This window comes from Streptomyces sp. NPDC057697, from assembly GCF_042799335.1.
In the GTDB taxonomy this organism is placed as follows: domain Bacteria; phylum Actinomycetota; class Actinomycetes; order Streptomycetales; family Streptomycetaceae; genus Streptomyces.
The window spans coordinates 38487-60484 of sequence record NZ_JBHVJA010000021.1; the positions used below are offsets into that span (position 1 = coordinate 38487).

The following is a 21998-nucleotide window of genomic DNA, read 5'->3' on the forward strand; positions in this document are numbered from 1 at the left end:
GTATGCGAAGGGCGGGGGACCGTGGCCGAGTGGGGTGAACATCACAGGTGGCCGCCGTGATCGGGCCGGGCGCCGCCGACTACCGTGAGCGAGTGCCGACGAACAGGAACACGTTCTCTTCCCTTGCCGCCTGGCGGCGGCGCGCCCTGTCCCGGGCCGTGCACCGCGGCTGGCGCTGGGTGCAGGAGTCGGGCGCGGTCACCGCTGACCGCCCCGGCGCGCTGCGCTTCGGCCGGATCGGACCGGGCACCCGGCTGGCCTTTCCGCAGGGCACGGTCTTCGGGGAGCGGTGGATCGAGCTCGGCGCGCACTGTGTGATCGGGGAGCAGGTGACCCTGACGGCCGGACTCATGCCCGATCTGGACCTCGGCCCCGATCCGATCCTGACCCTGGGGGACGGGGTGGTGCTCGGCCGCGGCAGCCATGTGGTCGCGGACACCACGGTGACCATCGGCCCGGACACGTACTGCGGGCCGTACGTCTACATCACGTCGACGAACCACAGCTACGACGATCCGCACGAGCCGGTCGGCCGGCAGTGGCCCCGCATGGAGCCGGTCGCCATCGGCCCCGGCTGCTGGATCGGCACCGGAGCGGTGATCCTCCCGGGAGCCACGCTCGGGCGCAACGTGGTGGTCGCGGCGGGGGCGGTGGTACGGGGCGAGGTGCCCGACCACGCGGTGGTGGCCGGTGCCCCCGCCCGCGTCGTCCGGAGCTGGGACGCCGAGCAGGGCTGGCAGCCGCCGCTGCGCACCCCCGCCCCGGTACCGATCCCCACGGGTGTCACCCCCGAGCAGCTGCTGGCCCTGGCGGAGGCCGGTGAGACGGCGGCCCCGCCCGCCGACTGACCGCCTCCCGGCCTCATCCGGTCGCGAGCAGCACCGTGCCCACCAGGGCGAGACCGGCCCCGGCGGCCTGCACCCCGCGCAGCCGTTCCTTCAGCACCCCGCGCGCGGCCAGCGCCGTCACCACCGGATACAGCGAGGCGAGGACGGCGGCCACCATGACCGGCCCGTGCTGTGCGGCGACCGAGTAGGTGCCGTTGGCCGCGACATCCGCGAGCCCGACGAGCGCCAGCGCGGGCAGCGCCGCCCGCACCGCCGCGGCCCCGCCCTCCTCGGGCAGCGCGCGTGCGCCGCGCCGCACCGACGCGTACAAGGCCGCACCACCCACCGCGCAGTTGGTCAGGCGCTGGACGAAGAGCGCCAGGAACAGCCCGGTCACCGTCGTGGACGCCTCCGCGATCAGGGACATCACCGAGCCGAAGCCGAACGCGGCCGCCAGCGTCAGCAGCACCGCCCGGCGCCGCACCGGCTCCCCGCGCACCTGAGGGCCGCCCGCCAGCACGACGCCCACCACCGCGATCCCGACCCCCACGAACTGCGGCGTCCCCGGCCGCTCCCCGAGGACGAGCCCGACGCCCACCGGCACGGCGACGCCCAGCGAGCCGAGCGGGGAGACCACGCCCATCGGCCCGAGCGCCAGGGCCTCGTAGAAGCACAGCATCGCCGCCGGTCCGACGGCGCCCGCCGCGACGGCGAACCACAGCCGCGGCCCCGCCTCGCTCCAGCCGCCGGTCGCGATCACGACGCCACCCAGCACCGCGGCCGCGACGGCCTGCGAGACGACGACCACGGTGAGCGCGGGCAGACGCCGGGCGAGCAGTCCGCCGCCGAAGTCCGCCAGCCCCCAGAGCAGGCTGGTGGCCAGCGCGAACAGTGCTGTCATGGCAGGCCTCGCAGTACAGTGCGGTGAACGGTGGGTGCACCACACCGTAGTGCAGTATTTTTGACCCTGTCATCCAGAATATTGGACGGAATGTGTCTGACCTCGATCGGCTCACTCAGTCGCTGGCACGCAATCTCAAGCGCTGGCGGGGGGAGCGCGGTTTCACCCTGGACGTTCTCGCCGCCCGTGCCGGGGTCAGCCGCGGCATGATCATCCAGATCGAACAGGCCCGCACCAACCCGAGTGTCGGCACCACGGTCAAGCTCGCCGACGCGCTGGGCATCAGCATCACCACCCTGCTCGACCACGAACAGGGCTCCCCGGTCCGGCTGGTGCCCGAGAGCCAGGCGGTGCGCATGTGGTCCACCGACGCGGGCAGCTCCACCACCCTGCACGTCGGCACGGAGGCGCGGGGCCCGCTCGAACTCTGGTCCTGGCGACTGATGCCCGGCGACAGCAGCGCCTCCGACCCGCACCCCGAGGGCACCGTCGAACTGCTCCACGTCACCGCGGGCGAGCTCACCCTGGTCGTCGACGGCACCCCGTACGCCGTGCCCGCGGGCGGCTCCGCCTCGTTCGAGGCGCACCACCCGCACGCCTACCGCAACGACGGCACCGAGCCGGCCGAGATCACCATGGCGGTCTCCATCCCACCCGTACGGTGAGAATCCTGTCCGTACAGTGAGACGCCCCCGCCGAAGGCCCCGGGAGCGCCACCGGCCGTTGCTAGCGTGGGCGCATGCGCGCTCCCATCGGCTCCTTCGACAACGCGGCCCCGGCGGCCGACCGCCTCGATCTGCTCACCGGACCCGTCGCCTCGGCGGTGACCGCGGGGTGGGGCGGATTCCCCGCCGAGCAGATCATCCATGTCGACACGGACCCGGACATCGCCGACACCGCCGTCTTCGTCGAGCACCACGGGGCCGAACTGCTCGACCGGTCGGCCAACTGTGTCGTCGTGGCGGGCAAGCGCGGCGGCGAGGCCACGCTCGCGGCCTGCGTCGTCCTGTCGCACTCCCGCGTCGACGTGAATGGCGCGGTCCGCAGGCAACTGGGCGCCCGCAAGGCGTCCTTCGCCCCGATGGACACCGCCGTCGGCCGGACCGGCATGGAGTACGGCGGCATCACCCCCGTCGGCCTCCCCGCCGACTGGCCCCTGCTGCTCGATCCCGCCGTCGTCGACGCGGAGTGGGTGCTGATCGGCAGCGGCAGCCGGCGCGGCAAGCTCATCGTCCCGGGCAAGGCGCTGGCAGCGCTGCCGGGCGCGGTGATCGTCGAGGGGCTGGGCCTGCGCGGCTGAGCACACGGACCGCGGGCCGGAGCGTTCAGCCGGGTGCGTGGCACAGGGTCCGTGCCTGTGCTCCGGTCCGGTGGGAAGCCAGCCAGCAGGCGGCGAAGTCGACGGCGTCGCAGATGCGGAAGAGACGGCTCACCGACGACCCCACCGGACCGGTGCGCACGGCCGAGCCGTCGCCCGTACGGGCGAAGTCCGCGCCCAGGGCCGCGAAGTCGCCGTCGTCCAGGGCGACGTCCTCGTACTCCCACCACCGGCGCCGGCCCCCGGCCTCCACCACACAGCGGTAGCTGCGGCGGGGCGGGGCGGGCATCCGGTACTCGCCGAGATGGAACGCGCTGCAGGTGTCGAACCCGGTGCCCAGCAGAAGCACCTGGGCCTCCGCGTCGTGGAGACGGGCCAGGGGCGAGTCCTCGCCGAGATGGCAGTCGGGGCGGTGACCCGCCAGCAGGTCCCGGGCCCTCGGGCCGAGCGCGGCGAAGGAGGTCTGCGGATGGTCGCTGCGCACCGCGCCGTCACTGAGCCGCACCGTCTCCGCGAGGCGCCCCATCGACGGCGCGGGCGAGGCCGCCGGATCGAAGGGCGGCATCGCCGCCCGAACGGCCTCCCGCTCCCGGTCGTCGAGGCCGCGCACCCGGTCCAGATAGTGCGGAGACGTATCGGAGTTCTCCGGCGTGAAGACGGGAACGACGAGCGTGCCGCGCGCTCCGAGGGCGTCCCGCAACGCACCGACAACCGCACGGACCCCGCCGTCCACCCGTCCCACCGCGCGCATCGAGGCATGCACCAACAGGACACCACCGCGCTCCACGCCGAGCGCGGACAGCTGTCCCGTCAGCCCGCTCCGGCGATGGACGACGGTCGGCGCAGTCGTAGTAGTCACAGCGGGCCATTCTCCCAGCCGGACGCCGGGCACGACACCACGCACATCCGGCCGGGGGACGCGCGTACGTCCACCCGCCCGATCCGCCGGACGGGCCCTACCGGCCCAGCGCCGGGATCTCGATCGCGGGGCACCGGTCCATGACCATGTCCAGCCCCGCCGCACGTGTGCGGTCGTACGCCTCCGGGTCGACCACCCCGAGCTGGAACCAGACGGCCCCGGCACCCGCGGCGACCGCCTCGTCCGCGACCGCGCCCGCGAGCTCGCTGTTGACGAAGACGTCCACCACGTCGACCGGGAACGGGATGTCGGCCAGCGAGGCGTACCCGTCCTCGCCGTGCACCCGCTCCGCCTTCGGGTGCACCGGCACCACCCGCTTGCCGAAGCGCTGGAGCACCTCGGCGACGCCGTAGGCCGCGCGCGAGCGGTTGCCGGACAGGCCGACCACGGCCCAGGTGTCGCCGCCGTCCAGGAGGATCCGGCGGATCGTCTCTTCGTCTGCGTACATGATCCGCACAACGGACGGCGGCCCCCGGCCATTCCCGTACGGGGGCATAGGGTGGCCGGATGCAGGAGCAGTACCGGACAGTCGCCCGAGCGGGCGTGCACGAGACCGAGATCAACCGATCGCGTTTCATCTGCGCGCTCGCCCCCGCCGCCACCGAGCAGGAGGCGCAGGACTTCGTCGCACGCATCCGCCGGGAACACCCGACCGCCACCCACAACTGCTTCGCCTATGTGATCGGCGCCGACGCCTCCGTGCAGAAGGCGAGCGACGACGGGGAACCCGGGGGCACCGCGGGCGTCCCCATGCTCCAGATGCTGACCCGCCGTGAGATGCGCTACGTCGTCGCCGTCGTCACCCGCTACTACGGCGGCGTCAAGCTCGGCGCCGGCGGACTGATCAGGGCCTACGGGGGAGCGGTCGGCGAGGCCCTCGACGAGCTCGGCACCCTCACCCGGCAGCGGTTCCGCCTCGCCACGATCACCGTCGGCCACCAGCGCGCGGGCAAGCTGGAGAACGACCTCCGCGCCACCGGCCGCACCGTGCGCGAGGTCCGCTACGCGGAGGCCGTCGTCATCGAGATCGGGCTGCCGGACGCCGACGTCGAGTCCTTCCGCGGCTGGCTGGCCGACGCCACGGCGGGCGAGGCCGGGCTGGAACTGGGCGGCGAGGCGTACGGGGACGCCTGACCGGACCTCCTGGAACGCGGACCGTTCGTCCGCCGGGCCACGGACCCGGAAGCGGTCGGCGGTGATGCGAGACTGTGGGCGGTGGGAAGAGCGGGACCCACCCGCCGACGTGACGGGACCGACAGCCGGACCCCGTGACGGCCCGGCGCGAAAACGGTGCGCGGCGGGCGGGAGCCCCGGGGGCGGAGGAAGAGAACCATGCGGGTCGGAGCCGGGTCTTGAGAATTCTGCACACGTCGGACTGGCACCTGGGACGCTCCTTCCACCGGGTCTCCCTCCTCGAAGCCCAGGCCGCCTGCCTGGACCACCTGGTGGCCACCGTGCGCGAGCACGAGGTGGACGCGGTGCTCGTCGCGGGTGACGTGTACGACAGGGCCGTGCCGCCGCTCCCCGCCGTCGAGCTCTTCGACGACGCGCTGCACCGGCTCGCCGCCGTCGGCGTACCCACCGTGATGATCTCGGGGAACCACGACTCGGCACGCAGACTGGGCGTGGGCGCGGGACTGATCGGACGGGCCGGGATCCATCTGCGGACCGACCCCGCCGACTGCGCCACCCCCGTCGTCCTGCACGACGCGCACGGCGAGGTGGCGTTCTACGGACTGCCCTATCTGGAACCGGCCCTGGTCAAGGACCTCCTCAAGGCGGAGCGGCCGGGACACGAGGCGGTGCTCACCGCCGCCATGGAGCGGGTGCGCGCGGATCTGGCCGCCCGCCCGGACGGCACCCGGTCCGTGGTGCTCGCCCATGCCTTCGTCGCGGGCGGCGAGCCCAGCGACAGCGAGCGCGACATCACCGTCGGCGGGGTGGCCGCCGTGCCCGCCGGAGTGTTCGACGGCGTCGACTACGTGGCCCTCGGCCACCTCCACGGCTGCCAGAGCGTCACCGAACGCGTCCGCTACTCGGGATCGCCGCTCGCGTACTCCTTCTCCGAGGCCGCCCACCGCAAGACGATGTGGCTGATCGACCTCGACGCCTCGGGCACCGTCGCCGCCGAACGCGTCGACTGCCCGGTACCCCGCCCCCTGGCCAGACTCCGCGGCCGCCTCGACGAGCTCGTCGACGACCCCGCCCTGGAGCGGCACCGCGATTCCTGGATCGAGGCGACCCTGACCGACCCGGTGCGCCCGGCCGAACCGATGGCCCGGCTCGTCGAGCGGTTCCCGCACACGCTCAGCCTCGTCTTCGAACCCGACCGCGCCCCCGACGACCCGCTCGCCTCGTACGCGCAGCGCCTCAGGGGACGCGACGACCAGCAGATCGCCGAGGACTTCGTGGCACATGTACGCGGCGGCTCGGCCGCCGACGAACAGGAACGAACGGTGCTGCGCGGCGCCTTCGACCACGTCCGGGTGGACGACGGCGTGCGCGAGGTGAACCGTTGAGACTCCACCGCCTCACCGTCACCGCCTTCGGGCCGTTCGGCACCACCCAGGAGATCGACTTCGACGCCCTCTCGTCGGCCGGGCTCTTCCTGCTGCACGGGCCGACGGGCGCCGGGAAGACCTCGGTCCTCGACGCGGTCTGCTACGCCCTCTACGGTGCGGTGCCCGGCGCCCGCCAGAGCCCCGGCACCTCGCTGCGCAGCGACCACGCCCCGGCGGACCTCGCCACCGAGGTCGGGCTCGAACTGACGGTCGGCGGCCGACGCCTCGAAGTCACCCGGAGCCCCGCACAGCCCCGCCCCAAGAAGAAGGGCAACGGCTTCACGACGGAAAAGGCCCAGAGCCGCCTGCGCGAGTACGACCCCGACGGCGGCTGGCGGCCGCTCAGCCGCTCGCACCAGGAGATCGGCGAGGAGATCACCCAGCTGGTCGGAATGAGCCGTGAGCAGTTCTGCCAAGTGGTCCTCCTCCCGCAGGGCGACTTCGCCCGCTTTCTGCGCGCCGACGCCGAGGCGCGCGGCAGACTCCTCGGCAGGCTCTTCGACACCCACCGCTTCGCCGCCGTCGAGGACCGCCTGGCCGAACTGCGCCGTGCCGCCGAGACCAGGGTCAGGGCCGGGGACGAGCGGGTCCTCGCGGTGGCCCAGCGGATCGCCCAGGCCGCAGGACCCGCCGCGGGCGAATCGCCGCTCCCCCGCGTCCAGCCCGGCGACCCCGGTCTCGCCGAGAGCGTGCTGGAGTGGGCCGCGACGGCCCGCAGCGGCGCCCGCGAACGGCTCGACATCGCCGCCTGCTTCCTGGCCATGGCCGAGGGACGCCAGTCGGCCGCCCGCCTGGCCCTCGACCGCGCCCGCGAACTCGCCGCGCTCCAGCAGCGGTACGAGGAGACCCGGCGCCGCGCCGACGCCCTCGAAGCCCGCCGCCCGGAACACGACCGTCACCGCGAACGCCTCGCACGGGCCCGCAAGGCGGACCTCGTCGCGCCCGCCCTGGAACTCCGCGAGGAGGCCGAGCACGCCTACCGCACGGCCTGCCGGGCCCGTGACCGCGCCCGCGCGGTGCTGCCCGGCACCCTCGCCGACGCCGGCGCCGAACAGCTGGCGGAGCTGGAGCGACGGCTCCGCCAGGAGCTCGGAGGGCTCGAAGCGGCCCAGCGCGCCGAACGGCGCAGCGCGCGGATCGACACCGAGCGGGCCGTACTGGAGCGCGAGGCCAGGGCCGATGACGAGCTGATCCGCGAGGCGGAGGTCTGGCTGGCCGACTGGGAGTCCACCCGTGACGGCCTGCGGGCCCGTATCGAGGCGGCCCAGGAGGCCGCCACCCGCGCCGAACAGCTCGCCGGCCGACTGGAGCCCGCCCGCGCGCGGCTGGACGCGGCCCGTCGCCGCGACGCGCTCGCCACCCGGGTGTCGGCCGCCGCCGAGCGGCTGGCCACGACCCGCGAGCGGACCGCCGAAGCCCATGAGACCTGGCTGGAGCTGCGAGAACGGCGTCTGCGGGACATCGCGGCGGAACTGGCGGCGGAACTGGTGGAGGGGGAGGACTGCAAGGTCTGCGGCTCGGCCGAGCACCCCCGCCCGGCCCGCGCCGCCGACGGACACGTCGACAGGGCCGCCGAGGAGGAGGCGCTCGACGCCTATCGGCGCGCCGAGGAGGCACGCGGCCGCGCCGACCGGGAGCTCGGGGCCGTACGCGAGCAGCACTCGGCCGCCCGTGCGGCCGCCCGGTCGGCGGTGCCGCAGCCGAGGGACGGGGCCGGTACCGCCGAACCCGCCCCGTACGGCTGCCCGGCCGGGAGCGCGGCCGCCGGTCCGGCGGGCACCCCGTGGCCCGCCGAGGCCGGTGAGGCGGCCGCCGACACGCTCGGCACCGGTCCCGACGCCGACCCCACCGTCGGCGCACTCGGCGCACTCGTCGACCGGCTGGCCGGTCTGCACATCGAGGCCCACCGCACCGCGGCCGGTATGCACGCGGCGCGCGAGGCGCTGGCTGCTGCCGAGCGGGAACAGGCCGAACGGCTCGACGGCCGCCGGCTCGCCGAACACCGGGCCGCGGCCCGCACCTCCCAGCGCGAGGCCCTGGACCGCGAACAGGCGTCGCTGGAGGCCGATCTGGTGGCCGCCCGGGGCGAGGCGGGCAGCGTGGCCGAACACGCGGCGCTGCTGGAACGCCGGGTCGCGCTGCTCGCCGCCGCCGCCGACGCGGTGCGCGGGGAGGAGACGGCCGCGCAGCGCCGCAAGGAGGCCGACGACCGGCTCGCGGACGCCGCGTTCCGGGCCGGGTTCGACACGCCGCAGGCCGCCGCCGAGACCCTGCTCGACGATGCCGCGCAGCGCGAACTCCAACGGCTCGTCGATGCCTGGCAGTCCGAGGCGGCCGCGGTGGCCGACCGCCTGGCCGAGACGGAGACCCGGGCCGCCGCCGACCACCCGCGGGCCGCGGTGGAGGCGGCGCGGGCCGCGCACGACAGGGCCGAGAGGCTGCTGCGGGACGCCTCCGCCGCGCTGGCGGCCGCGCGCGAACGCTGCACCGAACTGGGCAGGCTCTCGCGCGGTGCCGCGGACGAGGTACGCGGACTCGGCCCACTGCGCGAGGAGTACGACCGGGTGGCACGGCTCGCCGGGCTCACCGCGGGCACCTCCGTGGACAACGAACGCAAGATGCGGCTGGAGTCGTACGTGCTCGCCGCCCGGCTCGAACAGGTCGCCGCCGCGGCCACCGCACGCCTCCGGCGCATGTCGTCGGGCCGCTACACACTGGTCCACTCCGACGCCCGCGCCGGAGGCCGCAGAGCGGGCCTGGGGCTGCATGTCGTCGATGCCTGGACCGGCCGCGAGCGCGACACGGCGACGCTCTCGGGCGGCGAGACGTTCTTCGCCTCGCTCGCCCTGGCACTCGGCCTCGCCGACGTCGTCACCGACGAGGCGGGCGGCGTACGGCTGGACACCCTCTTCATCGACGAGGGCTTCGGCAGCCTGGACGACCAGACCCTCGACGAGGTGCTCGACGTGCTGGACTCGCTGCGCGAGCGGGACCGCAGCGTAGGCATCGTCAGCCACGTCGCCGACCTGCGGCGCCGCATCCCGGCCCAGCTCGAAGTGGTGAAGGAGCCGCACGGATCGGCGGTACGGCACCGCTCCGTCGGCGGGTTCAGCGACTGATGGCGCGACGAGGGAGCGGCGAGGAGTAGACGACGCTGGTGGTCACCGAACCGAGGGCGCCGATCCTGCCGGAGATCTCCTCCAGATGACGCATGGAGCGCGCGGTGACCTTCAGCACGAAGCAGTCGTCACCGGTGACATGGTGGGCCTCCACGATCTCCGGAGTCGTGTCGAGCAGATCGTGGAACGGCTTGTAGTGGCCGTTCGGATAGCGCAGCCGTACCAGGGCGAGGACCGGCAGCCCGAGCCGCTCCGGGTCGACGACGGCGGCGTAACCGCTGATCACCCCGGCCTCTTCCAGCCTGCGCACCCGCTCGGTCACGGCGCTCGGGGACATCGCCACCGCGCGCGCCAGGTCGGCGAAGGACGCCCGTCCCTCGCGCTGGAGGACATCGAGGATGCGCCAGTCGGTGGCGTCCGGGGAATAGTCGGTCATACCCGGGAGACAACAGGGAAATCCTCGGCGGATCAAGCGATGTGCCAGGGATCTCGTCTTCCGGGAGGAGGATCACCGACCGTAGATTTCCGGACATGACCTCGCAGCCCGGCTCCGTCGCCGCCCACCCCGTCCTCCGCGTCCCGCCGGCCTCCCCGGCGGCGGCCGTCGCCCACTTCGGTGCCTCGCTCGCCTTCCACACGGACGTCTCCGACGTCGCCGCCGCGTTCGCGGACGGCGGCGACCCCGGCTTCGTGCTTCTGGACGCGCGCTCCACCGAGTCCTGGAACCAGGGGCACGTCCCCGGCGCGGTCCACCTGCCGGCGGCGGCCGTCGCCGAGCGGGCCCCGGACCTCCTCGACCCGGCGGTTCCCGTGGTCACGTACTGCTGGGGGCCCGGCTGCAACGGTGCGACCCGCGCCGCGCTGGCCCTCGCCGAACTCGGCTACCGCGTCAAGGAGATGCTCGGCGGCTTCGAGTACTGGGTCCGCGAGGGCTTCGGGTTCGAGACCCTGGAGGGGCACGAGCGGCACGCCCCGGACCCGCTCACCGCACCGGCCGGATCCGCCGACTGCGGCTGCTGACCGGCCCGGCGCCCCGGGCGCGGCCGTGCCCGGCGGCCGGAGCGCCGGGGTGAACCGGGCCCGGCCGCCGGGGAGTCGCGCGGGACCGGGTCAGAGCCTGGACAGCTCGTCGACGAGGTCGTCGAGCCCGAGCGGCCCCTGGGACAGCGCCGCCATGTGCCAGGCCTTGGCGTCGAACGCGTCGCCGTGCGCCTTGCGGGCGTTCTCCCGGCCCAGCAACCAGGCGCGCTCGCCCAGCTTGTAGCCGATGGCCTGTCCCGGCATCGAGAGGTAGCGGGTCAGTTCGCTCTCCACGAAGTCGGCCGGACGGCCGCTGTGGTTGCCGAAGAACTCCTGGGCCAGATCAGGGGTCCACCGCTCGCCCGGGTGGAACGGGGAGTCCGCCGGGATCTCCATCCCGGCGTGCATGCCGATGTCCACGATCACGCGGCAGGCCCGCATCATCTGCGCGTCCAGATAGCCCAGGCGGCGCTCCGGGTCCGGCAGGAACCCCAGCTCGTCCATGAGCCGCTCCGCGTACAGGGCCCAGCCCTCGGCGTTGGCGCTGACCATCCCGATCGACGCCTGGTAGCGGGAGAGGCTGTCGGCGACGTGCGTCCACTGCGCGATCTGCAGGTGGTGGCCGGGCACGCCCTCGTGGTACCAGGTGGAGACCAGGTCGTACACCGGGAAACGGGTCTCGCCCATGGTGGGCAGCCAGGTGCGGCCGGGGCGCGAGAAGTCCTCGGAAGGGCCCGTGTAGTAGGGGGCCGCGGCGCCGCCGGGCGGTGCGATCCGGGACTCCACCTTCCGTACCCGCTCGGCGAGTTCGAAGTGCGTGCCGTCCAGTGCCTCGATGGCCTCGTCCATCAGACCCTGCAACCAGGCCTGGGTCTCGTCGACGCCCTCGATGTGCTTGCCGTGTACATCGAGATGGGCCAGCGCCTCCCAGGGACCGGCGCCGGGCAGCACCTTCTCGGCCTCGGTCCGCATCTCGGCGAGCAGCCGGTGGTACTCGGACCAGCCGTACGCGTACGCCTCGTCGAGGTCCAGGTCGGTTCCGTTGAAGTAGCGCGACCAGCGGGCGTAGCGCTCGCGGCCCACCGTGTCCGGCGCACCCTCGATCGCGGGGGCGTACACCTCGCGCATCCAGTCGCGAAGGGCCGCGACCGACTCCGTGGCCTGCCGGGCACCGGCATCGAGATCGGCACGCAGCGCCGCGGGCCCGGCGGCCACGAACTCCTGGAAGAAGCCCGGACCGCTCTCTCCCGCCCACTCGTCGAGCTGCCCGATGAAGGTGGCGGTGGCGCGCGGGCCGCCGTGGAGCTTGCGCTCCAGGCCGAGCGCGAGCGACTCGCGGTAGCCCTCCAGTGCGGCGGGCACCGCGCGCAGCCGGTCCACGACCGCCGCCCAGTCCTCGTCGGTCTCGGTCGGCGTCACCGTGAACACCTCACGGACGCTGTGCGCCGGGGAGGCCAGGTTGGAGACCGTGCACAGCCCTTCCCCGGCGTCGTGGACGGCGAGTTCGGCCGTGAGGCGCTCGCGCAGAAGACGGCCGCAGCGGCGCTCGGCGTCGGTGTCCGCGCCGGGCCGCTTCTCGGCGGCGTCGAGCGCGGCGAGGGTGGTGCGGGCCAGCTCGGCACGTTCCTGTTGTCCGGCGGGGGAGAAGTCGGGAAGGCGGCGAGAACTCTCCGCGACTCCGAGGTAGGTGCCGGTGACCGGGTCGAGTTCGATGAATGCCTCGACGTAGGTATCGGCGACCTGGCGGGGCAGCGGGCTGTTGGAAGTGTCTGACATGTGGACATCTTCGTACGGCGAAGGCTTCCGCGTCATCATCATTCGGCCTCAGTGGCCGGACTCCGACGATCCTGCGGGCGGTGGCAGCAGCGGGCCGCACTCCCACTGCTGGAATATCAGCCGGGTCTCGACCCTCGCCACCTCACGGCGCGAGGTGAATTCGTCGAGCACCAGGCGTTGCAGATCGGCCGTGCCCGTGACGGCGACATGGACCAGGTAGTCGTCGGGGCCGGTCAGATGGAACAGGGCACGGGTCTCCGGCAAGGTCCTGATGCGTTCGACGAACGGCCCGATGAGCTCTCTGCGGTGCGGCCGGACCTGCACGGAGAGCAGCGCCTCCAGGCCGCGGCCGAGCCGTGCCGGGTCCAGCCGCAGCTGGTGGCCGAGAATGACGCCCGAGCGCCGCAGCCGGGTCACCCGGTCCAGACACGTCGACGGTGCGACACCGACCTCGGCGGCCAGCTCGCGGTAGGTCGTCCGGGCATCGTTCTGGAGCAGTCGCAGAATGTGCAGATCCACCGGATCGAGAGCGACGGAATCGGCCATCCGCCGAACGTAACACGGGAAATGGCGCCGTTGGTCCGGTGCTTGTTCAGAGTGTGGGCATGGACACCGAACCCTCGATGGCGCCCCCGACCACAACCCGGTCCAGGGCGCTGGCCACCGAAGCCGTGCACGCGGGACGCGACGACCTCGCGGCCCTCGGACTGCACACCCCGCCGATCGACCTGTCCACCACCTACCCCTCGTACGACTCCAGGGGCGAGGCGGAGCGGATCGACGCCTTCGCCGCCACCGGCGCCCGACTCGAAGGGCCGCCCGTCTACGCGCGGTTGGACAACCCGACGACGGCCCGGTTCGAGACCGCCCTCGCCCGGCTCGAAGGGACCGCGAGCGCCGTGTCGTTCGCCAGCGGAATGGCGGCGCTCACCGCCGTGCTGCTGGTCCGCGCGAGCATGGGGCTGCGCCATGTGGTCGCCGTCCGGCCGCTCTACGGCTGTAGCGACCACCTGCTCGGCGCGGGGCTGCTGGGCACCGAGGTGACCTGGACGGATCCGGCGGGCATCGCGGAGGCGATCCGTCCGGACACCGGCCTGGTGATCGTGGAGACGCCCGCCAACCCGACCCTCGCCGAGGTCGACATCCGCGCGATCGCGCACTCCTGCGGGTCCGTGCCGCTGCTCGTCGACAACACCTTCGCCACTCCGGTACTGCAGCGGCCCGTCGAGCACGGCGCCCGCATCGTGCTGCACAGCGCCACCAAGTACCTCGGCGGTCACGGTGACGTGATGGGCGGGGTCGTCGCCTGCGACGAGGAGTTCGCGGCCCGGCTGCGGCAGGTCCGTTTCGCCACCGGCGGGGTGCTGCACCCGATGGCCGGATATCTCCTGCTGCGCGGACTGGCCACGCTCCCGGTACGGGTACGGGCCGCGTCCGCGAGCGCCGCCGAACTCGCCCGCAGGCTGTCCGCCGATCCGCGCATCGCCAGGGTCCACTACCCGGAGATCGGCGGCGCGATGGTCTCGTTCGAGGTGTACGGGGATCCGCACCGGGTGATCTCGGCCGTCCGGCTCATCACGCCCGCGGTGAGCCTCGGCAGCGTGGACACCCTGATCCAGCATCCTGCCTCCATCAGCCACCGCATCGTGGCCGAGGGGGACCGGCAGGCGGCCGGCGTGGGGGACCGGCTGCTGCGCCTGTCGGTCGGCCTGGAGGACGTCGAGGACCTGTGGGCCGATCTGCGCCGAGCGCTCGGCGCGCGGGAATCCGGACCGAGCACCTCCGCGACCGGGGCCTCGGCGCAGGGGACTGCCGTGGACGGGGCCCAGGAGGCGGGAATCAGCGACCTGCCTCCTCGTACGGGGGCAGCGAGCGCACCGGTGTCGCGTCCAGCCGGGCGGTGATGACCAGGGTGCCCTCCTCGATCTGGTAGTCGAGCGGCAGGGACAGCGCGCGCATGGCCGCGACCATGCCGGTGTTGGAGGACTGGGTGACCGCGTACACGCTCTCGCAGCCCGCCTCTACGGCGAGTGCCACCAGGCGGCTCAGGAGTTCGGAACCGATGCCGCGGCGCTGCCATTCGTCCTCGACGAGGAGGGCGACCTCGGTCTCGTCGCCGTCCCACAGGAGATGGCCGAGGGCGACCAGCCGGCCCGAGGTGGTCTGCACGGCCAGTGTGCGGCCGAAGCGGGGGCTGAGCAGGTGGTCCAGATAGCGGTCGGCGTCGTGGACCGGCCCGTGGTAGCGCAGCCGGAGGGTCCGGTCGGAGCAACGGTCGTGCATCGCCCGTGCGGCCGGGAGGTCGCCGTGGTCCGCGCGGCGCACGGTGATCTCGTTGCCCTCGGGCAGGGTGAGCACCTGCTCGCCGCGCGGGACGCGGGGTCCGAGCCGGGCATCGAGCTCGACCAGGGCCCGCGCCCGTGCGAACTCGGTCGGGGTGAACGGGAGATGGGGCCGCTCGATGGTGAGGACGCCCCCTGAGGGGTCGCGCAGCCGCATCAGCGTCTCCTCCAGTGCTCCTTCGACGGGTGCGGTCTCGCCGGTCTCCCGGCCGGTGATCGAGACGGCGGGCAGCGAGTGGATGGTGCAACGGCCGAGCAGTTGCCGCAGGGCGAGCGGGAGCTCGGCGGCGTCCAGTGCGGTGCGGGTGGCGAGGCCGAGGACGCGGGTCGGGGCGTCGACCAGATCGTGCGCGTCGGCCCGCTCGATCCAGGTCGAGCCTCCCCCGGCGGCGGAGATCGCCCGGGTCAGCTGCTGGGCCGCGAGCGGGGCCGGAGCACGCAGCAGGAACTCGTCGACCGTGCCCTCGGCCAGCGGGTGCGTCTGCAGGGTGAGGATGTCGACCCGGTGCCGGGCGAGGGCACCGCACAGCGCGGCCAGGCTGCCGGGGGCGTCCCGGACCGTGGTCCGCACCCGCCACAGCACCGTGTCGTCGGGGGCCGGGGCAGGGGCCGCGCCGGTGGGCGTACGCACCGGTGCGGTCGCGTCGGTGCCGGTGCCGGTGCCGGTGTCGATGTCAGCGTCGGTACGGTGCTTGGGACCCGCGCCTTCGCCGGTCCCGGTCGGCGGCGGCGCGTGGCTGTGCCTCCGTGCCCACCAGGTGTGAAACGCGGCTGTCACCGCGAGGGCCACGGCCGAGGCGATCAGCAGATACGGCCCGTCCGGCTGGTGCCCGATCAGGTTGGCCACGGCGTCGGCCACCGCGACCGCGGTGAACAGCGCGGCCAGTTCGGTCACGTCGCGGCGCCAGTGGTGGGAGCGGCGGGTGGTCTTCTCCGGTGTCACTTCAGTCATGTCAGTCATGGATTCACTCTGACCGAGCGTTGTTGCCTGACTACGAACGCCCTGTGACCGATGGGTTAAGTGCGAATCTGATCCCTTTCCTGTCGTTTTCGGCCACTGATTCCTTCCATCAAGAGCCTTCGTCGTGATTCCTTCCGCCACCACGGCCGGTCCCGGTCGGGTCCCTGGTCTCGGTTCCGGTCCCGTGCGGGGCTCGGAGTGGATCGGGAGCGGTCCGAGCCCGGGGCGGGAGTTGGCGCCGGGATGGGGCTTCCTCCTCGACCTCGCCCTCGCCCTCGCCCTCGTGCCGGTTCCGTTCCCCGTCCGTTCGTCCGTCCGGGGTGACGGCCTGATTTCTCCACACCGTCACCCCGTCCACGTCGTCCCTGCGGCGACTCCGGCGACTCCGAAAACCGTGGCGGTCACGAGGAGCCACTACCCGGGGAGCGACTCCACCCCAGAGCCCTGGGGCATCTCTCGGAGCCCTGGAGCCCTGGAGGTCTGCCGCATCCCGGAGGCGTCCCTCGATACCCGGCGCGTTTCGCGCTGCCTGGAACGTTCTTCGGCGCTCCGGAGCGTTACGCCAGTTCCGCACTCCGCTCCCAGGCGTCCGCCAGACGCTTCGCCTGGCGGACCAACTGCGACGTTCCCCCACGCGTGGCCGTCTCGGCGAGCCCGGGTATCGGCCCGGCCCCCGCGGTGCCGCAGTGCTCGACGCAGTCGGCGGTCACGGAGAGCAGGTCGCTCATCCCGCGAGGAGCCTTCTCGTGGGCGAGCAGCCCCGGCAGAACGGCGGTCATCACGGGAAGCGTCGTCCGGTACGCGCCGGTGGCGGCGGCGGTACGGACGGAGTCCGCGAGCCGGCTGGGCTTGATCAGACCGTGCCCGAGGAGACCGGCCACGTGCTCGCCGAGCCGCCCTGCGTCGAGCTGCCCCCGGGCGGCGAGCATCAACAAGGCGTCCACCGCCGACAACCGGTCCTCCGGATCACGGGACCCCAACCCATACGCCAGTGACAGATGGACGGCTTCGCCCGCGGGCGAGTCGAGCTCGGCCAGCAGGGTGAGCGGCCGGACGTGGCCCCGCAGCTCATCGATCGTGCCGTCCGCGATGGCCGGCAGCAGCCACGCGGCCAGGGTCTCGGCATCCTCGGGCAGGGCGGCGGTCCACTGCTCCGGGTGGTCGCCCCAGTGGTAGCAGGTGCCACGTGCGGGAATCTGCTGTCGCCCCAGCCAGTGGAAGGAACGGGGGAACTCGTCCTGGATGAACGGGCGCTCCCGGGTGGCCATCAGCGGACGGTGCGACCGGACGACCGTCTGCCCCTGCCGGGCCCTCGACTCCAGATCGAAGCGGTACACCGGGGCGATCGGCTCGTCGGCCCGCAGCCACGCCGCCAACCGGTCGCCCTCGGCCGTGCCGAGCTGTGCTGCCGCCGCCGCTGCCTCCTGCGAGCCACCGCGACGCACACGCAGCAGGGCCTGCGCGAAATCCGCCTCGCCGGGACGGACACCGAGCCGCTGATACGTACGCAGCCGTTCGACCAGCACGGCCGGGTCGAGCGAGCCGGTGTGCCAGGTGGGAACGGCCAGCAGGAACGGGACGTCGCCGGTCAGCACCGCGTCGGCGGCCTCCCACAGCCGGGCCCTCAGAATTCCCTCCAGCGCGGCGTGGACGCAGGTCCCCGTGCCGGTCCAGGACGCACGTTCCTCCTGCACCACCCGGGCGGAGACCCGACCGAGCAGCGCGGCCACGACCAGCCCGATCCTCTTCTCCGAGCGGAGGTCCCGCTCGGTCCGTGCCCGAGGCTCGCCGTCGAGCCACCACTCGCCCGCCAGCGCCTCGCGCAAGGCGTCGGTCAACGCGGTCCGGTCCAGACGGGCATGGCGCACCAGCCCGTCCAGCGCCCGCTCGAAGACGGTGACGTCCGAAGCCGTCGATCTCGTCAGAACCACCACGTCCTCGACCAGCTCCGGCAGCGTCGCGGGCGGCGGGCCGAGGAGCCGGAGGACCGGCACCGGGGGCAGCAGCTCCTCGTACTCCGCCGTTCCTGACGGCCCGGCCGCCGGACCGCCGAACAGCTCGGCCACCATCGTGCGGTGCGCCGGTCCCAGCAGCGTGGCCGACCGGGCGAGCTCTTCCCGCACCGGGGCGCCGACGGCGGACAGATACCGGCCCACGAGCTTGAGCGCCCGTTCCTGGACGTCGATGTCCTCGTGCTCGAACGCACCCGCGACGACGGGCAGCAGCGTGTCGGCCGCCGACGGATCGCGGCGCAGCACCTTGCCGAGCAGCACGAGCTGGGACCGGACCAGCTTCTTCTCGGTGCGGAACAGCACCGACACCGAGACGTCCGCCAGGGCCCGGACGGAGAGCGCACCGCGCCCGTCCAGCCGGGTGAGCACCCCCTGGGCGTGACCGGCCACGGTGGAGGGGCCGTCCGCGGCCATCCCGATCCAGTCCGGGATCCGCTCCGCTTCCTCCTGCTCGGTCAGGCCCAGCGCACGCAGCACGGTCAGGAAGAAACGCAGTTCGCTGGAGCTGCCGCCGCGCAGGAGCCGGGTCACACAGCCGTCGACGAGCACCGACCGGTCCAGCAGCCCTTCCGCCGGGAGAGCGGCCAGCGTACTGCCCCACTGGCAGGGATCCTCCGGATAGTCGGTCCAGAGCATCTGCGGCGGCAGCTCCGGCACCTCGAAGAGCCGCGGCAGGAGGACCGCCGCGTACGGGTCGGCCCGGAGCACCTCGACCAACGGCTTTCTGCGGCGCTGCCGCCACTGCCCCGCGGTCAACGCATCGGCCCAGCCCCGTACGAAGCCCTCCGTCGTGGGCACGGGACACTGCGCCTTCTTCACCAGCCCGGAGATCAGCTCGTAGGTGGCCTCCGCCGTCGCGGGCCGGGCCGCCAGACGGTGCGCGACGTCGGCGAGCCAGTCCGGCTCGCGGTCCGCGAGGGCCGCGAGGATCAGTGGGACGGGTGAGCGGTGCCAGCCGGACAGGTCCCGGCCGCCGATCCAGGTGGCGCATCCCGCGGCACCGGTGTGGCACCCCGCACCGGCCACCATCAGGGCCTTGGCGATCTTGCGCTGCTTCTCCCAGTGCCAGCCCCGCATCTCCTTCCGGAGGGCCTTCAACTCGACCAGCGCCGCCCTGCGTTCCCCCTGGTCCATCCGGACCAGCAGCGCCGGCACCTCGTGGGTGCGTGATTCCCGTACGGCGGTGAGCAGTTCCTTCATCGGACACCCCCGGCGACCTGGACCCCGCGGCGGACCATCCGGACGGCCAGGGCGTGTTTGCACGGGCCCCGCCGTCCTCGGTAGTCGGCCCACCACTGACAGGTGCAGCTCAGCATGCCGTCCCTCTCCCTCACCTGGTAGTGGCGCTCTCCCGAGGCCACGGACGCCACGTCCCCGTCGAGGACGACCGCACCCGAGGCGGCCAGCTGCCGGGCCGCCACCAGGCGCGGGTTGTGCCGCTCGGCCCGGTCGGCGTCGTAGGGCAGCTCGCGGTGGAAGTAGGCCGCGTCGGCGAGGTCGTAGCCGACCCGGCCCGCCGTGCCCAGCCGGGTGAGCGCGGCCCGTACCCGCTCCACCGCGAGTCCGGACTGCTCGGCCAGGTCGGCGGTGTCGATCCGCGGCTCCCAGGCCAGCAACACCGACACCAGCTCCGCATCGGCCGCGGCGTCGTCGGTGGCCAGCGCGTCGAGCACCCCGCCCTCCCCCGAGAAGCCCCGGGAGGCGTCGGGCGAGAGCGTCAGGGTCAGACGCATGCCCGGCAGCACGACCTCCCAGGCGCTCGCGGTCGCCGCCCCGTCGGCGACCGGCCCGTACACCCGCAGCGACGTGGCATGGCGCAGGACCCGTTGCAGCGCGGTCAGCCGTTCGGGGCCCGGCAGGCACACGGCCCCCGCCACGGGCCGGGTCGTCGGCCGGAGCGTCTTCCCGGCGGGAATCACCCACCGGGCGCCGCGCGATGAGCTCCCCGAGGAACGCGGCAGCGAACGGAGGAACCGGACGGCCTCGGCGGCCGGCAGCTCGGCCCGCAGATCGAAGCCCGCGGAGACCACCTGTGCCTCGGCGAAGCCGCGCAGCCACCGGTCGGGCAGCGGCACCTTCTTCTCCACGACCGGACCGTCCAGCGTGGTGACGGCCAGCTCGTCCGGGCCCACCCGCAGATGCAGCGGATCGTCGCCCCCTATCCGTGAGAGCGCCTCCCGCAGTGGGTTGTTGACATCGACATTCGTGGTGCCATGGCCCGTCCGCTCGCCGTCCAGACCCTCCTGGAGCACATCGAGGCGTGCGTACACCCCACAGCATCCGGAGAAGGACTCGAAGCGCAGACGGTCGCCGTTGCCCGTCACCACCGGGTCCAGCGACGAGGGCAAGGTGCGCTGGTAGTAGCGCGTGGACGCCACGTCCGCCACGGCCAACAGCCCCCGGGCCGCGATCTCCGGCGAGGTGAGGAAACCGGAGAAGAACCGGGGGTGGGGCTCGGCGCCGCGCGGAGTGAGACCACCGGCGGTCTCCAGACCGAGAAGCGGCCCCGCCTGCGAGGACTCCAGGGCGGACGGGCGTGCGTAGGCCAGTGCCTGAACGGATCGGGTCATGGAAAAACCGTAGAACCCACCACTGACAATCGGTCCCCGGAGACAGTCCGGGGACCGACCACCGGGCGGTGGTTCACTGCCCGACGCGCCCCGGCCGCAGCACCTTGGTGAACAGCACGGAACCGCCCTGCGCCCGCAGCCGCACGGTCAACTCGCCGCTGTCGCCGTCGATGTCGACCTCGCCGAAATACTGCGGCGACTCCATCGGCGACACGTTCGCCCGGTCGGGCGCCCGCACGAAGACCCGGTCGGGTCCGAACGTGGCGTCGAGTTCGTTCGCCTGGAACTGACCCGCCGCCAGCGGCCCCGACACGAATTCCCAGAACGGCGCGAAGTCCTTGAACGCCGCGCGCTCCGGCGCGTAGTGCTGCGCCGACGTGTAGTGCACATCCGCCGTCAGCCAGACCGTGCCGGTGATCCGGCGGTGCTTGATGAACCGCAGCAGTTCCGCGATCTGCAACTCACGCCCGAGCGGGGCTCCGGGATCGCCCTGCGCGACCGCCTCGAAGTCCGTCTCGCCGTCGGTGACCACCAGTCCCAGCGGCATGTCCGCGGCGATGACCTTCCACACGGCCCGGGACCGGGACAGCTCGCGCTTGAGCCAGCCGAGCTGCTCCGCGCCGAGGATGCCCGTCGTGTCGTCGGGCTGTCGGCCGGGGGAGTTGGCGTTGCGGAAGGATCGCATGTCGAGGACGAACACATCGAGCAGCGGACCGTGCCGCACCACGCGGTGCATCCGGCCCTCCCTGGAGCGGCCGTGCAGTGTGGACACCGGGAAGTACTCGGTGAACGCCCGCATCGAACGGGCCGCGAGCACGTCCACGTCCTTCTCGGTGTACCGGGCGTCGTCGAGGATCTGCCCGGGATACCAGTTGTTGCGCACCTCGTGGTCGTCCCACTGAACGATCGACGGCACCTGGGCGTTGAACGCCCGGAGGTTGTGATCGAGCAGGTTGTAGCGGAAGTTCCCGCGGTACTCGGCCAGGGTCTCGGCGACCTTCGCCTTCTCCTCGGTGGTGACATTGCGCCAGACCCGCCCGTCGGGCAGCGTCACACGCGGCTCGATCACCCCGTCCGCGTAGATGTTGTCACCGCTGCAGAGGAAGAAGTCCGGGTCGAGCCGGCGCATCTCGTCGTACACCACGTAGCCGCCGATGTCCGGATTGATGCCCCAGCCCTGGCCCGCGATGTCGCCCGACCACAGGAAGCGCACCCCGTCCCGGCGGCGGGCGGGCGCCGTACGGAACGTTCCGCGCACCGGTTCCCCGGTACGGCGGGGGTCATGGGGGTCGGCGAGCGTCACCCGGTAGTGCACCTGCTCGCCCGGCGGCAGCCCGTACAGCGGTGTCGTCCCGGTGAAGTCGGTGCCGGACCCGACGAGAGGGCCGTGCCAGACGCGCGCCCGCCGGAAGGAGTCCGTCGCCGACGTCTCCACGATCATCCGGGCCGGTCGGTCCGACCGCACCCAGACCAGCGCGGAGGAGGCGGTGACATCGCCCACCTGCACGCCCCATGCGGCACGCGGCCGGCCGGACAGCGCGAAGGCCGGGGCCGCCGCGCCCACCGCGGGGAGCGCCAGCGCGGCCGGGACGGCGAGGGAGCCGCGCAGCACACTGCGACGGGCGGGGGACGGGAATCGTGGACGGTCGGGCATCGGGCGCCTCCGGGGCAC

The 21998-nt window shown here is 73.3% G+C and carries 18 protein-coding genes; 8 read left to right on the plus strand and 10 right to left on the minus strand.

Features of this window, described 5'->3' with window-relative positions; translation table 11 throughout:
• Positions 1-92: 92 nt before the first annotated feature.
• Positions 93-848, plus strand: coding sequence for an acyltransferase (locus tag ACFVFH_RS33945; protein ID WP_383776237.1), 756 nt, complete (start codon positions 93-95; stop codon positions 846-848).
• A gap of 13 nt (positions 849-861) precedes the next feature.
• Here the strand turns inward: ACFVFH_RS33945 and ACFVFH_RS33950 are convergent, their stop codons facing one another.
• Positions 862-1728 (minus strand): EamA family transporter, encoded by an 867-nt coding sequence (locus ACFVFH_RS33950; protein ID WP_383776239.1) that lies wholly within the window; start codon positions 1726-1728, stop codon positions 862-864.
• A gap of 92 nt (positions 1729-1820) precedes the next feature.
• Between ACFVFH_RS33950 and ACFVFH_RS33955 the strand changes: the two genes are divergently transcribed.
• Together ACFVFH_RS33955 and ACFVFH_RS33960 are read left to right on the plus strand one after the other, a co-directional pair.
• The gene (locus ACFVFH_RS33955) at positions 1821-2393 is read left to right on the plus strand and encodes a helix-turn-helix domain-containing protein (RefSeq protein ID WP_383776242.1); all 573 of its coding nucleotides are present in this window, start codon (positions 1821-1823) and stop codon (positions 2391-2393) included.
• Between the two features lie 74 nt (positions 2394-2467).
• Positions 2468-3028, plus strand: a complete 561-nt coding sequence (locus tag ACFVFH_RS33960; RefSeq protein WP_383776244.1) for a YbaK/EbsC family protein — start codon at positions 2468-2470, stop codon at positions 3026-3028.
• Between the two features lie 25 nt (positions 3029-3053).
• Here the strand turns inward: ACFVFH_RS33960 and ACFVFH_RS33965 are convergent, their stop codons facing one another.
• Together ACFVFH_RS33965 and ACFVFH_RS33970 are read right to left on the minus strand one after the other, a co-directional pair.
• On the minus strand, positions 3054-3905 hold the full coding sequence (locus ACFVFH_RS33965; protein WP_383776247.1) for an aminoglycoside N(3)-acetyltransferase: 852 nt from the start codon (positions 3903-3905) through the stop codon (positions 3054-3056).
• A gap of 97 nt (positions 3906-4002) precedes the next feature.
• Positions 4003-4413 carry a CoA-binding protein gene (locus ACFVFH_RS33970; protein ID WP_383776251.1) on the minus strand — a complete coding sequence of 137 codons (411 nt, stop codon included), beginning with the start codon at positions 4411-4413 and terminating at the stop codon, positions 4003-4005.
• Between the two features lie 59 nt (positions 4414-4472).
• Here ACFVFH_RS33970 and ACFVFH_RS33975 point away from each other — a divergent pair, with 59 nt between their 5' ends.
• The 3 genes from ACFVFH_RS33975 to ACFVFH_RS33985 all read left to right on the plus strand — a co-directional run bounded on the left by ACFVFH_RS33975 (position 4473) and on the right by ACFVFH_RS33985 (position 9645).
• Positions 4473-5099, plus strand: coding sequence for a YigZ family protein (locus tag ACFVFH_RS33975; RefSeq protein WP_383776253.1), 627 nt, complete (start codon positions 4473-4475; stop codon positions 5097-5099).
• Between the two features lie 218 nt (positions 5100-5317).
• On the plus strand, positions 5318-6484 hold the full coding sequence (locus ACFVFH_RS33980) for an exonuclease SbcCD subunit D (RefSeq protein WP_383776255.1): 1167 nt from the start codon (positions 5318-5320) through the stop codon (positions 6482-6484).
• Positions 6481-9645: an AAA family ATPase gene (locus ACFVFH_RS33985; protein ID WP_383776258.1), complete on the plus strand. Its 3165-nt coding sequence runs from the start codon at positions 6481-6483 to the stop codon at positions 9643-9645. Before ACFVFH_RS33980 ends, ACFVFH_RS33985 begins: the two co-directional genes overlap by 4 nt.
• On the opposite strand, the gene ACFVFH_RS33990 is transcribed toward ACFVFH_RS33985, so the two are convergent.
• On the minus strand, positions 9635-10081 hold the full coding sequence (locus ACFVFH_RS33990; RefSeq protein ID WP_383776261.1) for an Lrp/AsnC family transcriptional regulator: 447 nt from the start codon (positions 10079-10081) through the stop codon (positions 9635-9637). The genes ACFVFH_RS33985 and ACFVFH_RS33990 overlap by 11 nt on opposite strands.
• 95 nt (positions 10082-10176) lie before the next feature.
• On the opposite strand from ACFVFH_RS33990, the gene ACFVFH_RS33995 reads away from it, so the two are divergent.
• The gene (locus ACFVFH_RS33995; protein WP_383776264.1) at positions 10177-10665 is read left to right on the plus strand and encodes a rhodanese-like domain-containing protein; all 489 of its coding nucleotides are present in this window, start codon (positions 10177-10179) and stop codon (positions 10663-10665) included.
• Positions 10666-10755: 90 nt separating this feature from the next.
• On the opposite strand, the gene ACFVFH_RS34000 is transcribed toward ACFVFH_RS33995, so the two are convergent.
• Positions 10756-12441, minus strand: a complete 1686-nt coding sequence (locus ACFVFH_RS34000; RefSeq protein WP_383776266.1) for a DUF885 domain-containing protein — start codon at positions 12439-12441, stop codon at positions 10756-10758.
• A 48-nt stretch (positions 12442-12489) separates the two neighbouring features.
• Positions 12490-12987 carry an Lrp/AsnC family transcriptional regulator gene (locus ACFVFH_RS34005; RefSeq protein ID WP_383776269.1) on the minus strand — a complete coding sequence of 166 codons (498 nt, stop codon included), beginning with the start codon at positions 12985-12987 and terminating at the stop codon, positions 12490-12492.
• 59 nt (positions 12988-13046) lie between these two features.
• Between ACFVFH_RS34005 and ACFVFH_RS34010 the strand changes: the two genes are divergently transcribed.
• A complete protein-coding gene (locus ACFVFH_RS34010) occupies positions 13047-14345 on the plus strand; it encodes a trans-sulfuration enzyme family protein (RefSeq protein WP_383776271.1) in 1299 nt (432 codons plus the stop codon).
• Here ACFVFH_RS34010 and ACFVFH_RS34015 read toward each other — a convergent pair.
• The 4 genes from ACFVFH_RS34015 to ACFVFH_RS34030 all read right to left on the minus strand — a co-directional run bounded on the left by ACFVFH_RS34015 (position 14281) and on the right by ACFVFH_RS34030 (position 21980).
• The gene (locus tag ACFVFH_RS34015; protein WP_383776384.1) at positions 14281-15735 is read right to left on the minus strand and encodes a GNAT family N-acetyltransferase; all 1455 of its coding nucleotides are present in this window, start codon (positions 15733-15735) and stop codon (positions 14281-14283) included. The two genes, ACFVFH_RS34010 and ACFVFH_RS34015, sit on opposite strands and share 65 nt — an antisense overlap.
• 566 nt (positions 15736-16301) lie before the next feature.
• Positions 16302-18956, minus strand: a complete 2655-nt coding sequence (locus tag ACFVFH_RS34020) for a DUF6493 family protein (protein ID WP_383776273.1) — start codon at positions 18954-18956, stop codon at positions 16302-16304.
• Entirely contained in the window at positions 18953-20326 is a 1374-nt protein-coding gene (locus tag ACFVFH_RS34025) for an SWIM zinc finger family protein (protein ID WP_383776275.1), read from the minus strand. The genes ACFVFH_RS34020 and ACFVFH_RS34025 overlap by 4 nt, the downstream gene beginning before the upstream one ends.
• Before the next feature lie 73 nt (positions 20327-20399).
• Positions 20400-21980, minus strand: a complete 1581-nt coding sequence (locus tag ACFVFH_RS34030) for an alkaline phosphatase D family protein (RefSeq protein WP_383776278.1) — start codon at positions 21978-21980, stop codon at positions 20400-20402.
• Positions 21981-21998 lie beyond the last annotated feature (18 nt).